Origin of the sequence: Spirillospora sp. NPDC000708, from assembly GCF_040299565.1 — a bacterium.
Classification (GTDB): domain Bacteria; phylum Actinomycetota; class Actinomycetes; order Streptosporangiales; family Streptosporangiaceae; genus Spirillospora.
Window position 1 is genome coordinate 85,079 of the sequence record NZ_JBEPCJ010000032.1, and the last position, 14,242, is coordinate 99,320.

Consider the following 14,242-nt stretch of genomic DNA (forward strand, 5'->3'; position numbering starts at 1 on the left):
TCTCCAGTCGTTGACGGGCCCGCCTACCGGCGGGCCGAGCGGTGCCGGCGCCCGTACGGGCCGGAGGACGGCGGTTCGTCGGGCAGGGGCGCGACCCCGGCGGGACCGGGATGCGCGGTCGCGATCCGGTGCGCCGAGCGCCGCAGCGCCCGCACCGTGTCGCCGGGATCGGACCGGGAGCGCCGCACCCGGTGCGTCGGGACGTCCAGCGGACCGAGCGACAGGTCCCCGCCGCCGGGCGTCTGCCGCCCCAGCGCCACCGTCGCCGCGTCCAGGCCGTCCTCGATCAGCGTGCTGTGGAACACCCCCGCGGGCAGCGTGTACGACTCCCCGGTGCGGTGCGTCGTCGAAGGGCCCGGACGGTAGCGGACGGCGCGGCCCGTCGCCCGCAGCTCGTCCACGTCGCCGCTGCTCACCACCTCGAACACCTGCCCGGCGCTCTCCGCCGCCGCGGCGCCGCCCGGAGCCGCGCCCGGCTCGTCGAGGACGTCCATCCGGACGTTCCGCACCGTCCCGTACAGGACGAAGCTGAGCAGGTCCCAGCTGTGGCAGTGCACCGGCGACGTCGTCGACGGGGCGGGCCGCACCTCCGGCGTCCAGATGTGCAGGCACACGCCGAGATCGCCGCTGCGCTCCACCGGCAGGCACAGGAAGCCCAGGGGGTGGCGCACCGCCGCGACCGGCGAGCGGCCCGCGACGACGTCCTCCAGGACCCGCTCCGCCCACGCCGGCAGCGTCCGCGCGGCCCGGCCGGCGCGGATCTCCCCGCGGATCTCCTCGTACCTCATCCCGGCCCGCCACGTCCTCCCCGCGGCCGGGGACGCGGCCCGGTCATTCGTACGGGTCCTTCGCGCGCAGCGCCTTCCGGATGATCTCGATGACGTCCCGGTCGGTGTAGGAGTGCGCCAGCTCGATCCCGATCACCTCGAAGAGCTTGCGGACCTCCTCGACGGTCGGCTCGTCGTCCAGCGGCGCCAGCCGCGCCTGCTCCACCGGCACCCGGCGCGCCTGGTCCAGGCTCGTCTGCAGCTCGGCGCTCACCCAGCTGTAGTAGAACTTGTCGTTGTCGACCACCAGCGCCTCGCCGCGCGGGTCGTCGCGGGTCACCACCAGCCGCGACGACGCCAGGTCGTAGCGCAGCGTCGTCATCGTTCGCGCCAGGCCGATGTCGATGTCGAGCATCCCGAAGCGCTGTTTGTGCCAGCACGCCGCCAGGAGCGTCGCGTACGCCTCCTTGCGGGTGCGCTCCAGCGTCCACTTCTCGCCCGTCGCGTCCGGCGAGTCCGACACCGAGCGCCGGTGCCGCGCGTACGCCTCGCACACCTCCACGTTCGTGGGATCGAGGATCTCCAGCCGGAACAGCAGCGTGCGCCGGTCCCTGCGGGCGGCCGCCACGCACTCGGGCAGCGTCTTGGCGCGGATGTAGGTCCCGGTGCCGCCCTTGAAGAACCACCGGTCGGTGTCGCGGCGCGCCTCCTCCAGCACCTGCGCGACCTGCCCGCCGCCGATCACCCGCACGACCGCCGTCTCGTCCAGCGCCCGCTTGGTGCCCGCCAGCACGCTCTCGAACTCCTCGATGTGCGCCAGCCGGCCGCTCAGCTCGTCGAGCGTGGACGCGGACGCGCGCAGCGTGTCGCGGACCTCGGCCTCCACCGGGATGCGGCGGCCCCGGTCGCGCAGCACCGAGGTGGCCAGCAGCGCGATCACCGCCAGGATGGCGCTGTTGGTGATCTCCGCCTCGTGCGGCAGGTTCACCCCGAGCCCGAGCACCGCGACGGTGATCGCCAGCAGCAGCGCGATGAAGGCGTCGGCGTTCTTCCCGAGCCAGTTGGCGAAGCGGGTCATGGTGTGCGACATCCCCGTCCTAGTCGGCGCCGTCATCGTAACCACAGCACGGGGACGGCGGGAAAGCCCTGCGGGCGGGGCGTCGCGGGCACCGCCGGGCCACACCCCCGTCACCGGGACCCCCGCCTGCGCCGCCACCTGGGCGAAGACCGGTCGAACCGGCTCCGCCCTGCGGAGCCGGTTCGGGTCCCCTGGCCTGCCTATAGGCTCGTCGCATGCACCTGCGGGGCTGGTGGTCGGCGGCGTGGCCGACGCGGCGTTCACGCGCGCTGGACGTCACCCTGGCCGTGTCCTTCGCGGTTCTGGACGGCCTCTTCCTCTGGTTCTCCCCCCAGCATTTCTGGCTGCCGCACACCGTCACGTCGGCGTGCAGCGTCGTCCTCGGCCTCTGCATCGTCGTGCGGCGCAGGCACCCCGTCGCGCTGGCCGTCTTCGCGATGGTGTTCAGCGCCGTCACCGGGGGCGGCGCGTTCGTCGTCCTGGTGATCCTCTACTCGCTGGCGGCCTACGCGGCGTCCCGCCGGATCGTCCTCGGGGTCGCGGCCCTGAACTACGCCGTCGGCCTCGCCTTCCCTCCGCCCACGTCGAGCAACGACAGCTTCCTCGCGCAGGCGATCTTCGGCATCACGTTCACCGGTGTCCCCGTCCTGCTGGGGCTCTACATGGGCGCGCGCAAGCAGCTCCTGGCCTCGCTGCAGGAACGCACGGCACGCCTGGAACGCGAGCAGCACCTCCTGGCGGAGCGCGCGCGGGGCGAGGAGCGCACCCGCATCGCCCGCGAGATGCACGACGTGGTCGCCAACCGGATCAGCGTCATGGTCGTCCACGCCGGCGCCCTCAAGGCCGTCGCCGCCCGCGACCCCGGGCGGGCCGCCGAGACCGCCGCCGTCATCGGCGACATGGGCCGGCAGGCCCTGGAGGAGCTGCGGCACGTGATCGGCGTCCTGCGGCAGGGCGAGGAGGCCCTCCCGCAGGAGGCGGTCACCCTGGAGCACGTGCGGGAGCTGATCGGCCAGTCCGGCGCGGCGGGCCTGCGGGTCGCCCTGTCCGTCCGCGGCGCGGAACGCCCCATGCCCAGCGCGGTGGGACGGACGCTCTACCGGCTCGTCCAGGAGGCCCTGACCAACGTGCACAAGCACGCCGGCGCCGCCGACACCCGCGTCGAGCTCGGCCTGCTCCCCGAGGCGATCGAGGTGGAGATCGCCAACGACCCGCCCACCGCGCCGCCCGCGCACGACCTGCCGAGCGGCGGGCACGGCCTGGTCGGCCTGCGGGAGCGGGTCACCGCCCTCGGCGGCAGCTTCGAGGCCGGGCCGCGCGGCGGCGGCTACGCCGTCAAGGCCCGCCTCCCGCTGCCCGCCTCCTGATCGTTTCACGGGGCTGACCTGCGGAAATATCGTGGGGTCCGCGATTGTCGTACCTGCTGCATAGAGTGGGCGGCAAGCGAAGAAAAGACCAGGGGGAGGGCGATCATGCGGCCGATCACGGACCTGCGGCGCCGCGTGGCGCCGTTCGAGGTCGTCACCGAGATGACGCCGTCGGGCGACCAGCCGCAGGCGATCGCCGGGCTGACCGAGCGCGTCGAGCGCGGCGACAAGGACTCGGTGCTGCTCGGCGCCACCGGCACCGGCAAGACCGCCACCATCGCGTGGCTGGTCGAGAAGCTCCAGCGGCCCGTCCTGGTCATGCAGCCGAACAAGACGCTGGCCGCGCAGTTCGCCAACGAGCTGCGCGAGATGATGCCCGGCAACGCCGTCGAGTACTTCGTCTCGTACTACGACTACTACCAGCCCGAGGCGTACATCCCGCAGACCGACACCTACATCGAGAAGGACTCCTCGATCAACGACGAGGTCGACCGGCTGCGGCACTCGGCGACCAACTCGCTGCTCACCCGCCGCGACACCATCGTCGTCGCGTCGGTGTCGTGCATCTACGGCCTCGGCACCCCGCAGGAGTACGTCGACCGGATGGTCCGGCTGCGCGTCGGCCAGGAGATCGACCGCGACGACCTGCTCCGCCAGCTCGTCGGCATGCAGTACAGCCGCAACGACCTCGCGTTCACCCGCGGCACGTTCCGGGTCCGCGGCGACACCATCGAGATCATCCCGCAGTACGAGGAGCTCGCCGTCCGGATCGAGATGTTCGGCGACGAGATCGAGAAGCTCGCCACCCTGCACCCGCTCACCGGCGAGGTCATCACCGAGGACGAGGAGCTGTACGTCTTCCCCGCCTCGCACTACGTCGCCGGCCCGGAGCGCATGGAGCGCGCCATCCGCGACATCGAGGCCGAGCTCGAGGTGACCCTCGCCGACATGGAGCGGCAGGGCAAGATGCTGGAGGCGCAGCGGCTGCGCATGCGCACCACCTACGACATCGAGATGATGCGCCAGGTCGGCACCTGCTCCGGCATCGAGAACTACTCCCGGCACATCGACGGCCGCGGCCCCGGCACCGCCCCCAACACCCTCCTCGACTACTTCCCCGAGGACTTCCTCCTCGTCATCGACGAGTCGCACCAGACCGTCCCGCAGATCGGCGCGATGTACGAGGGCGACGCGTCCCGCAAGCGGATGCTGGTCGAGCACGGGTTCCGGCTCCCGTCCGCGATGGACAACCGGCCGCTGAAGTGGGAGGAGTTCCTCGACCGCATCGGCCAGACCGTCTACCTGTCGGCGACGCCCGGCCCCTACGAGATGAACCGGGTCAAGGGCGACGTCGTCGAGCAGGTCATCCGCCCCACCGGCCTGATCGACCCGGAGATCGTCGTGAAGCCGACCAAGGGGCAGATCGACGACCTCGTCCACGAGATCCGGCTGCGCACCGAGCGCGACGAGCGGGTCCTCGTCACCACCCTCACCAAGAAGATGGCCGAGGACCTCACCGACTACCTCCTCGAACTCGGCGTCCAGGTCCGCTACCTGCACAGCGAGGTCGACACGCTGCGCCGCATCGAGCTGCTGCGCGAGCTGCGCGCCGGCGAGTTCGACGTGCTGGTCGGCATCAACCTGCTGCGCGAGGGCCTCGACCTGCCCGAGGTGTCGCTGGTGTCGATCCTGGACGCCGACAAGGAGGGCTTCCTGCGCTCGGAGACCTCCCTCATCCAGACGATCGGCCGCGCCGCCCGCAACGTCTCCGGCCAGGTCCACATGTACGCCGACACCGTCACCCCGTCGATGGAGCGCGCGATCGACGAGACGAACCGGCGCCGCGCCAAGCAGCAGGCCTACAACGAGGAGCACGGCATCGAGCCGACGGCGCTGCGCAAGCGGATCGCCGACATCCTCGACTCCCTCGCCCGCGAGGACGCCGACACCGAGACGCTCATCGGCGGCGCCGGCCGCCAGCAGAGCCGCGGCAAGGCGCCCGTCCCCGGCCTCGCGTCCCGCACGAAGGAGGTGGGCCGGCACGCCGCCGACCTGGTCGGCGACCGGCCCCGCGAGGAGCTGGAGGGCCTCATCGAGCAGATGACCGAGCAGATGCACCAGGCGGCCGCCGACCTGCAGTTCGAGCTCGCCGCCCGGCTCCGCGACGAGATCAAGGAGCTCAAGCGCGAGCTCCGCGAGATGAAGGAGGCCGGCGTCCGGTAGCCCGCGCCCGGTGCCGGGTGGCCCGCGGCCGAGGCCCAGTGGCTCGCGGCCGGCGTCCGGTGGGCCGCGGCCAGTCTCAGGTGGCCCGCGCGGGCCGCGCGCCGCGGGAAAACGGCTGGCGATCACCGGCGGCCGCGCGGACGATCGGGGCATGCGCAGAACCGGACCCGAGGGACGCCGCATCGCCTGGGAGACCGTGGGAAGCGGCCCGCCCCTGGTGCTCCTGCACGGATCCTTCGGCCACCGCGGCGTCTGGCGCTCCGGCGGCCACGTCGACGCGCTGGCGGGGGAGTACCGGCTCGTCCTCATCGACGCGATCGGCTACGGCGAGAGCGACGCGCCGCTCGACCCGGACGCCTACCGCGTCGAGCGGCAGGCGGACGACGTCGCCGCCGTGCTGGACGCCGAGGGCATCGGCCGGTCGGCCTTCTGGGGCGCCTCGATGGGCGGCATCGTCGGACTCCACCTGCTGGCCCGCCGCCCGGAACGGCTCACCTGCCTGATCGCCGGAGGCGCCCACGGCGGCGAGGTCGGGTTCGCCCGTGCGGAGGTCGAGCAGGAGGCCGCGCTGTGCCGCGAGAAGGGCGCCGCGCCGTTCGTCGAGGCGGCGGAGAGGCAGGGCTTCCTGCCCGGCTGGATGCGCGACGCGATGCTCGCGGTCGACCCGGAGGTGCTGGCCGCGCAGACCCTCGGGGCCTCCGCAAGGCCCGGCGTCGACGGCGCCGTGGCGGCGGCGGGCGTGCCGGTGCTGCTGCTCACCGGGGACCGCGACCGCCGGTTGCCGGGGATCCGCCGCACCGCCGAGGCCGTGCCGGACGCCTCGCTGGTGGAGCTTCCGGGCTGCTCCCATATGGACGCGTTCCTGCGCCTCGACCTCGCACTGCCGGTGGTCCGGCCGTTCCTGCGGCGGTACGCGGCGGCGTGAGGCGCTACCGCGCGGGCGCGGCGCGGGCCATCTCGAACTGAAGCTCGTCCTTGCCGGGGCGGCCGGGCTTCGCGGGGCCCGTCCTGGCGAAGCCGTGCCGGGCGTAGAGGCGCTCCGCGCGATGGTTCCCCTCGAAGACCCAGAGCCTCAGCTCGGCGAAGCCCCGTTCGGCGGTCCAGTCCAGGGCGGCGCGGACCAGGAGGTCGCCGACGCCCTGGCCGCGCGCGGACGGCGCCACCCACATGCCGACGAGCTCGGCCGCCGCGCCCTCGTCGGGAACGACGGCGGCCAGGCCGGCCGGGCCGTCGCCGTTCTCGGCGAGGAAGGTGTTGCGGGCGGCGAGCCGGTCCTGCCACACGCTCGGCGCGAACGCCTCCTCGCGGGCGAGCGACGACCAGAAGGCGTCAGGTGACTCGGCCAGGGACGCCAGCCGGACCGACCGGTACAGGGCCCAGTCCCCGACCTCCAGCAGCCGCACCGTCGCCATGGCGGACACGGTCGCATCCGCCTCGAGCCGCCGGCAACCCGTTTCCGGCGGCGACGCGTTTCCGAAGGCGACGCGTTGCCGGCGGCGACGCGTTTCGGGGGGACGCGTTTCGGGGGCGACGCGTGTCCGGTGAAAAAGGGGAGGCCGTGCGCCCGCGCGGCGTCCTAGGCTCGCGGGATGGAGTACGACGTCCGACCCGCCCGGCCCGGGGACCTGGCCGGGCTGCCGTCCATCGAGGACTCCGGCGACCGCCTGTTCCGGCCGCTCGGGATCGTGTTCCCGCCCGGGCCGACCATCGCCGAGCAGATGATCGCGAAGGGCGCCGAGTTCCTCGTGGCCGGGGACCCGCCGGTCGGGTTCGCGACCGTCGAGGAGGTGGACGGCGCGACGCATCTGGAGCAGATCTCCGTCCACGCGGACCTCGCCGGCCGGGGGATCGGCACCCGCCTGTTGCGCGCGGTGGTGGACGGCGCGGCCCGGCGGGGCTCCCCGGGAGTGAGCCTCCTGACGTTCCGAGACGTCCCGTGGAACGGCCCCTGGTACGCCCGGCACGGCTTCGCCGAACTCCCCGAGGAGCGCTGGGGACCGGGCATCCGCGCCTACTGGGACGCGGAGATCGCGGCCGGCCTGCACGACCTCGTGCCGCGCGTCGTGATGTGGCTCCCGCTGCCCGCGCCCGGCACCGGATGAGGCGCGGCCGCACGTATGGTGGTTCTCCGGGAACGCGCGACGCCCCGCCCGCGTCCCATTACAAGATCTACAACGTAAAGGCGGACGGTCGGGGGCGCCCGGCGTCCCGGTTGCGCGAGGAGGACGATTGACCCCCGGGTCCTGGCCGCGTCGGCTGCGGGAGCGCCTGGGCGAGCGCGGGCTCGCCGTCCTCGTCCTGGTGGGGCTGCTGGCCCTCGCGGTGGTTCCGCTGGTGGCGATGCCGGCCGCGCGGTGCAAGGCGTTCGGGAGCGGGTGCCACCGGCCGAGGCCGCCGGTCCGCGCCGATCCGGTCGTCGCGAAGGAGCACCAGGTCACGCCGGTCGAGGCGGCCACGCGCGGCGCGTACGTCGCGCTCGGCGACTCGTACTCGGCGGGCGTCGGGGCCGAGGCGACGGTCGCCGACAACAACCCGCTCAACCGGTGCCGTCGCACGTCGAAGGCGTACTACCACGAGGTCTCGACGGCGTTCCGGTTCGCCAAGGGGTCCTCGTTCTGGGCGTGCTCGGGCGCCACGACGGCCGACGTCCTCAAGGGGCGGTACGGCGAGCCCCCGCAGCTCGGCCGCGTCGACGCCGGCACCAGCCTGGTGACGATCAGCATCGGTGGCAACGACGTCGGGTTCTCCAAGGTGCTGGGCGGCTGCGTGGTGCACCTGCCGTGGAGCCACAGCTGCACCGGCCAGGGCGCGGACATCGCCGCCCGGATGGCGAAGCTCCGCGGGAACCTGCCCGCCCTGCTGGAGAAGATCACCGACCGGGCGCCGTCCGCGCGGGTGATCGTGATGGGGTACCCGAAGGCGTTCTCCGAGATCACGGGGGTCGGCGGGGACAACATCACGGTCTCGGACCAGCGCTGGCTGAACGCCCGCGCCTACGATCTCGGGCAGATCGTCCGGCAGTCGGTCGCCGAGGCGGACGCGCGGGTCGTGGCGCGGCACGGCCGGGGGAGCGTGGAGTTCGTCGACGCCTACAGCGCGTTCGCCGGCCACGAGGCGGGCAGCGCGGTGCCGTACATGAACGGCCTGGCGCTGAACCTGTCGGCGCTGGAGGCCGAGCCGCGCAGCTTCCATCCGACGGCCGCCGGGCAGCACGCGCTCGCGCAGCTGTTCCTCGCGCAGATCCAGAAGGGCCCGGGCCGCCCGCTGTCCTGAAACGGCCACGATGCGACGTACGTCCCGGTTCTGACGTGCGGTGACGCCCCTCCGGCATGCCCGCGGGAGGGGCGTGCCGTGCGCCGGAGCGCCGGTCCGACTTTCAGAAAGACACTGCTGTCTGTTTAGCTGTGCGGTGTCCGGTCGCCCGACTCCTGGAAGAGAGCCACGATGCCCAAGCTCCTGCGCAGGACCCTCGCCGCCGCCCTCGCCGCCGCGGGCCTGTCTGTGCCCGCGCTCCCCGCGCACGCCGACTCGCCGGTACCGCTCGGCGGCGGCTCCGGGATCGTCCAGCAGGTCAAGCAGGTCTCCGGCGGCGGCTACAGCTTCGAGCTGTGCACGCTGACCGCCATCGGCCACGACGCCGACGGGAACCTGGTGGGCCTGACCAACGCGCACTGCTTCATCGACGCCGACGGCAACAAGCTCGTGGGCGACACGGTCTACGCCAACACCATCCCCGCCGGGACGCCCGGCTCGCCAGCCCCGGCCACCTTCGACTTCGACGCGACCATGGCGATCGGCCCGATCGGCAAGGTCACCTACGTCAGCGGGCCGAACAACTACGCCTCCGGCGGCCCGCGGGGCCTGGACTACGCGGTCATCAAGCTCGACCCGGCGAAGGTCGCCCCGGCCGCCACCGTCGGCGCCCCCAACGGCTCGACGACGATCGACTCCGTCGGCCAGGTCCCCGCGTCCGGCACCCGGATGTGCAAGCAGGGGCACACCACCGGCCTCACCTGCGGCGCCACGCTCGGCGCCGACGCCCCCTGGTACTGGACGCTGATCTGGACGTGGGCCGGCGACTCCGGGGCACCCGTCGTCAACGGGACGGCCCTGACCGGCTCGGCGTGGGGCGCCCAGCACTTCACGCCCATCACGAGCATCCTCGACGACATGAACGCGCACGGCGGCGTGGGGGCGGGCTTCCACGTCGGCTGACGACCTCCGGTTCCAGGCGCCTCCCCGCGGCCGCGGGGAGGCGCCGCCGTTTCGGCTCACGTCCCCTCGCGGGGGAGGGCGCGCTCGACGGCGAGGGCCACGAGGTCCTTCAGGTCGTGCTCGGCGAGGACGCCCGGCAGCGTCAGGCTCTCGACGATCAGCCAGTTCAGCGCGAAGTAGAGCAGGCGCACGGTGTCGGCGTCGCCGGGCAGGCCCGCCTCCACGTGATAGGCGATGTTGGCGTCCAGGTCCCGGCGCACCCGCTCGGTGAGGACGGTGCGCAGCTCGGGCCGCCGCGTCGCCTCCAGGCGCAGTTCGAGCAGGGCCAGGTAGCCGGTGCGGAACTCGGAGATCCGGCCGACCGCGTCCTGGAGCAGCCCGGTGACCTTGGCGGCGTCACGCGGGCCCTGCAGACCGCCCGCCATGGTCGCGGCGTCCGGCTGGAGCCGCTCGTAGATGCGTCCGCCGGCCTGAGTGAACAGGTCGTCCCGCTTGGCGAAGTAGTTCGACGCGGTCCCGACGGGCACGCCGGCCTCCGCGTCCACGGCGCGGAACGTCAGGCCGCGCGCCCCGTCCCGGGCCAGGACCTCGATCGCGGCGTCCACCAGCGCCGCGCGCCGCTCCTCGTTCCTCCGCATTGACACCACTCCATCCGTAGTACTAAGTTCAAACCACTTCAAGTAGAGTACTACGAACGGAGTTCAATTTATGCGCAAGCTCGTCTACTACGTCGGCGTCAGCATCGACGGCTACATCGCCGGTCCCGGCGGGGAGGTCGACTTCTACCCCCTCGGCGACGACATGACTGACTGGATCAAGGACAACCTCCCCGAGACGCTGCCGACGCACGTCCGCCCCCACCTCGGCGTGGACGCGGACGCCCCCCGACGGCGGTTCGACACCCTCGTCATGGGGCTCCGCACCTACCAGCCGGCGCTCGACATCGGCGTCACCAGCCCGTACGCGCACATGCGCCAGTACGTGGCGTCCACCACCCTGCCCGCGATCGAGGACCCCGCCGTGGAACTCGTCCGCGAGCCCCTCGGCCTCGTCCGCGCCCTCAAGGCCGAGGACGGCGACAGGGACGTCTGGCTCTGCGGCGGCGGCAGGCTCGCCGCCGCGCTCCTCCCGGAGATCGACGAGATGATCGTCAAGAGCTACCCCGTCGTCGCGGGCGACGGCGTCCCGGCGTTCTCCGGCCGGTTCGACCCGACCCTGTTCACCCCCGACCGCCGCGAGACCCTCCCCAGCGGCACGCAGATCACTTGGTTCTCCCGCAAGGGGTAGGACGGGATCGGGGGGTGGTGCCGATGACCGTCACAGTGGCCCTCGCAGGGGACACGATGCTCGGACGCGGAGTAGGGGAGGAGGTCGCCGTGTCCGGCCCGCACGGCCTGTTCGCCGGGGACGTGCGGGAGGTCTTCCACGAGGCCGATCTCGCCCTGCTGAACCTCGAATGCTGCGTGTCCACCCGAGGGCGGCCGTGGGACGCGCCCGGCAAGCCGTTCCACTTCCGCGCGCCCCCGGACGCCGTCGAGGCGCTCCTCGACCTCGGCGTCGACTGCGTGACCCTCGCCAACAACCACGCCCTCGACTTCGGCCCGGACGCCCTGGCCGACACCCTGGCGCACCTCGAAGCCGCGGGCGTGCGCAGCGTCGGCGCGGGGCCGGGCGTCCACGAGGCGCGCGCGCCGGTGATCCTGGAGGCGGGCGGCCTCCGCATCGCCGTCGCCGGCTTCACCGACCACCCCGCCGACTTCGCCGCCGGACCCGGCCGCCCGGGCGTCGCGCTCGCCGATCTCGAGCACGGCGTCCCCGCCTGGCTCCGCGACGAGATCGGCGCGCTCGCCCGGACGAACGACGCCGTGCTGGTCATGCCGCACTGGGGCCCCAACATGACCGGCGAACCGCTCCGCTACGTCCGCCGGGCCGCGAAGGACCTGGTGGACGCGGGCGCGTCGCTCGTCGCGGGAAGCTCCGCGCACGTCTTCCACGGCGTCGCCTGGCCGGTCCTGTTCGACATGGGCGACTTCATCGACGACTACGTGGTGTCCGACCTGCTGCGCAACGACCTGGGCCTGCTGTTCCTCGTCACCTTCGGGCCGGACGGGCCGTCCCGCGCCGAGGCCGTCCCGCTGCGCCTGGACTTCGCCCGCACCCGCCTCGCCGGCCCCGCCGACCGCGCCTGGATCTTCGAGCGGTTCACCGCCGCCTGCGCCGAGTTCGGCACCGCCGTCACCGTGGAGGACGACCGGCTCGTCGTCGCCGCGCCGTCCTAGAGCGGGTCGCCCAGCGGCCCGTACTCGTCCGCCAGCGCCTCGGCCCAGTGCGCGGCCCAGTCCGGCCGGGTGCCGTCGGCGTCGGTGAACCCGTACTCCTCGTACAGCCCCCAGGTGGCCAGCGCGCGGCCCGACTTGTCCATGATGTTCGGGTCGGCGGCCAGCGCCGCGACGGCCCGCCCCAGATAGGCGGGACTCTCGGAGTAGGCGAAGTGCGGGTCCTTCGCCGCGGCGTCCCGCCAGGTGCCCTCCGTGACGCCGAAATGGTCCAGGACGGCCTCCGACCGCAGGAAACCGGGCGTGACCGCCACCGCCGCGACCCCGTGCGGCCGCAGCTCGGCGGCCTGCGCGAACGCCAGCCGGATCACCGCGGACTTCGCCAGGTCGTAGAAGAACGAGCCCCGGTACCGGGCGGTGTTCCCGTCCGTCACCTCCACCACCAGGCCCCGCCCGCGCGCCACCATCAGCGGAAGCGCGAACCGGCTCGTGATCACGTGGGTCTCCACGGCCTGCCGCAGCAGCCGCAGACCCGTGCCGAGGTCCTGCTCCCACAGCGGACGCTCCCAGTCGGTCAGCGGGTCGCCGCCCCACACCGAGTCGACCAGCACGTCGAGCCGCCCGTCCCGCTCCGCCGCGATCCGCTCGACCAGCGCGCGGACCTGATCCGGGTCGGCGTGGTCGGTGCGGACGGGCACGCCCGTCCCGCCCGCCTCGGTGACCAGGTCCGCGGTCTCCTCGATGGTCTCCCGCCGCCCGAGACCGGACCCGCCGGACGCGCTGCTGCGGCCGGAGACGTACACCGTCGCGCCGGCGGCGCCGAGCTGGACGGCGATGCCCCGACCGCCGCCCCGCGTGCCCCCGGCGACCAGTGCGACCTTGCCGGTCAGCGGACGATCATCCATGACCCCTCCTTCATGCCAGATGCGGTGCGAGAGCGCCGTCCAGTTCGCGTTCCAGCCGCTCGGCCAGCGTTCCCCACCGGTCCAGGGCCCAGCAGAGCCCGGCCCCCGCGATGACGGTCTGGAGCGACGCGGCGAGCGCCTCGGCGTCCGTCTCCTCCCGCAGCACGCCGTCTGCCACCGCCTCGCCGAGCAGCATCGCGATGACCCGCCCGTTCGCCTCGTGAACGGCGAGCGCGTGCGCGTGGAACTCCGGATCCGTCAGGTCCATGCAGAGGAACGCCAGATGGTTGGCGTACTGCTCCGGAGTGGACATCGCCGACCACGACCGCCGCACGAACGCCCGCAAGGTCGCCAGCGCCGGCTCGCGCCCCGCCTGGCCGTCCGGCTGGTCGCCCTGCCCGGCCCGCACGCGCTCGTGCAGCGTCTCCGCGTCCCGCGCCGCCTGCTCGGCCAGCGCCAGCAGCAGCCCGCGCTTGGACCCGAACCGCTGGACGAGCGTGCCCGGCACAAGGCCCACCTCGTCGGCGACCGCCGCGAGCGTCAGCTTCGCCGGACCGACCCGGCCGATCACCTCGACCGCCGCCCGCAGGATCACCGCGTCGTCCACACCCCGCGGCCGCCCCGCCATCGCACCTCCATTAATAAATGACTGTGCATTTATTAAAGCACGTGGGCTGTGCCTTGCGCGAGTTGGGCCTTGCGCGGGTGGCTGCGGAGGGGGCTGCTTTGTGGTCTGAACTGGGGTTTCTCCTGGAGGCCGTGACCGTAGGGCAGTGAGGGTGGGGCTGTAAGGGTGAGGTAGTGGGGGTGGGGCGGCCGGGGGAGAGGAACGATGAGCGTGGCGGGAGGTGCGCTGTTGCGGGTGGGGCGGGGCCGTGGTGGTGAAGGGCTGGCTCGGGAGCGCGCAGAAGGAGTTCGTAGGGGAGAGCTTGTAGCGCTCACGCACGAGGCACACGATCGACCGCTGCGACAGGGCGCCGTAGAGGCCGACGCAGAACAGGGCGGCGGCGAGCAGCAGGAACGCCTGGAGGAGAGTCGGTGGTTGTAGGGGGTGGGCGTGCGGCGAGTATTCGGCGTGGTGGGTGGAGTGATGTTCGGGCGTAGGGCGAGCGGCAGCAGCAGTCCGTTCAGGGGCCTTGGCGTTTGGTGGGACGGAAGTGCGTGCCCGGCGCGGTGTGGGCGAGCGAGGAGTGCTTGGGGGCGTGAGGGTGTGGTGGGGATGTGTTCAGAGGGTCCTTGGGCTGAACAGCGGCGCTATGGGTGAACGGCGGCGCTAGGGGGTGTGCAGCGAGGTGGGTGTCTGGGAGATCGGCAGGCGGGGTGTTCGGGTGGTGGGGTGGCGCTTGCGTACGGGGCCGCCCCTCCAAAGTCAAGGGCGCCTTCGGCGTCGCTTCGCGATGGACTTCGTCCA

Annotated in this window: 14 protein-coding genes; 8 read left to right on the forward strand and 6 right to left on the reverse strand. The window is 73.1% G+C overall.

The genetic code is table 11. The features are described 5' to 3' along the window. Window positions 1-23: 23 nt before the first annotated feature. Together ABT299_RS23230 and ABT299_RS23235 are read right to left on the reverse strand one after the other, a co-directional pair. Window positions 24-788: a hypothetical protein gene (locus ABT299_RS23230; RefSeq protein ID WP_387030036.1), complete on the reverse strand. Its 765-nt coding sequence runs from the start codon at window positions 786-788 to the stop codon at window positions 24-26. A gap of 43 nt (window positions 789-831) precedes the next feature. Further along, on the reverse strand, window positions 832-1,857 hold the full coding sequence (locus tag ABT299_RS23235; RefSeq protein ID WP_241756354.1) for a hypothetical protein: 1,026 nt from the start codon (window positions 1,855-1,857) through the stop codon (window positions 832-834). Window positions 1,858-2,060: 203 nt separating this feature from the next. Between ABT299_RS23235 and ABT299_RS23240 the strand changes: the two genes are divergently transcribed. From ABT299_RS23240 to ABT299_RS23250, 3 genes are all read left to right on the forward strand, one after another. Beyond that, window positions 2,061-3,212: a sensor histidine kinase gene (locus ABT299_RS23240; RefSeq protein WP_190866174.1), complete on the forward strand. Its 1,152-nt coding sequence runs from the start codon at window positions 2,061-2,063 to the stop codon at window positions 3,210-3,212. A gap of 105 nt (window positions 3,213-3,317) precedes the next feature. Further along, window positions 3,318-5,435 (forward strand): excinuclease ABC subunit UvrB, encoded by a 2,118-nt coding sequence (uvrB, locus tag ABT299_RS23245; RefSeq protein WP_190866172.1) that lies wholly within the window; start codon window positions 3,318-3,320, stop codon window positions 5,433-5,435. Window positions 5,436-5,586: 151 nt separating this feature from the next. Continuing rightward, window positions 5,587-6,360: an alpha/beta fold hydrolase gene (locus ABT299_RS23250; RefSeq protein WP_500251965.1), complete on the forward strand. Its 774-nt coding sequence runs from the start codon at window positions 5,587-5,589 to the stop codon at window positions 6,358-6,360. Between the two features lie 4 nt (window positions 6,361-6,364). On the opposite strand, the gene ABT299_RS23255 is transcribed toward ABT299_RS23250, so the two are convergent. Continuing rightward, entirely contained in the window at window positions 6,365-6,847 is a 483-nt protein-coding gene (locus ABT299_RS23255; protein ID WP_190866166.1) for a GNAT family N-acetyltransferase, read from the reverse strand. A 177-nt stretch (window positions 6,848-7,024) separates the two neighbouring features. Between ABT299_RS23255 and ABT299_RS23260 the strand changes: the two genes are divergently transcribed. The 3 genes from ABT299_RS23260 to ABT299_RS23270 all read left to right on the forward strand — a co-directional run bounded on the left by ABT299_RS23260 (window position 7,025) and on the right by ABT299_RS23270 (window position 9,650). Continuing rightward, a complete protein-coding gene (locus tag ABT299_RS23260; RefSeq protein ID WP_500251966.1) occupies window positions 7,025-7,537 on the forward strand; it encodes a GNAT family N-acetyltransferase in 513 nt (170 codons plus the stop codon). 127 nt (window positions 7,538-7,664) lie between these two features. Beyond that, window positions 7,665-8,708: an SGNH/GDSL hydrolase family protein gene (locus tag ABT299_RS23265; RefSeq protein ID WP_387030028.1), complete on the forward strand. Its 1,044-nt coding sequence runs from the start codon at window positions 7,665-7,667 to the stop codon at window positions 8,706-8,708. A gap of 171 nt (window positions 8,709-8,879) precedes the next feature. Beyond that, the gene (locus ABT299_RS23270) at window positions 8,880-9,650 is read left to right on the forward strand and encodes a chymotrypsin family serine protease (RefSeq protein ID WP_500251967.1); all 771 of its coding nucleotides are present in this window, start codon (window positions 8,880-8,882) and stop codon (window positions 9,648-9,650) included. A gap of 56 nt (window positions 9,651-9,706) precedes the next feature. On the opposite strand, the gene ABT299_RS23275 is transcribed toward ABT299_RS23270, so the two are convergent. Continuing rightward, complete coding sequence (locus tag ABT299_RS23275) at window positions 9,707-10,288, reverse strand: TetR/AcrR family transcriptional regulator (protein ID WP_190866158.1); 582 nt, start codon at window positions 10,286-10,288, stop codon at window positions 9,707-9,709. A 70-nt stretch (window positions 10,289-10,358) separates the two neighbouring features. On the opposite strand from ABT299_RS23275, the gene ABT299_RS23280 reads away from it, so the two are divergent. After that, window positions 10,359-10,937, forward strand: coding sequence for a dihydrofolate reductase family protein (locus ABT299_RS23280; protein ID WP_433137956.1), 579 nt, complete (start codon window positions 10,359-10,361; stop codon window positions 10,935-10,937). A 23-nt stretch (window positions 10,938-10,960) separates the two neighbouring features. Further along, window positions 10,961-11,929 (forward strand): CapA family protein, encoded by a 969-nt coding sequence (locus ABT299_RS23285; protein WP_387030015.1) that lies wholly within the window; start codon window positions 10,961-10,963, stop codon window positions 11,927-11,929. On the opposite strand, the gene ABT299_RS23290 is transcribed toward ABT299_RS23285, so the two are convergent. Both ABT299_RS23290 and ABT299_RS23295 read right to left on the reverse strand, forming a co-directional pair. Next, window positions 11,926-12,831 carry an SDR family oxidoreductase gene (locus ABT299_RS23290; protein ID WP_433237721.1) on the reverse strand — a complete coding sequence of 302 codons (906 nt, stop codon included), beginning with the start codon at window positions 12,829-12,831 and terminating at the stop codon, window positions 11,926-11,928. The two genes, ABT299_RS23285 and ABT299_RS23290, sit on opposite strands and share 4 nt — an antisense overlap. A gap of 10 nt (window positions 12,832-12,841) precedes the next feature. Next, window positions 12,842-13,459 (reverse strand): TetR/AcrR family transcriptional regulator, encoded by a 618-nt coding sequence (locus ABT299_RS23295; RefSeq protein ID WP_500251968.1) that lies wholly within the window; start codon window positions 13,457-13,459, stop codon window positions 12,842-12,844. Window positions 13,460-14,242: the final 783 nt, after the last annotated feature.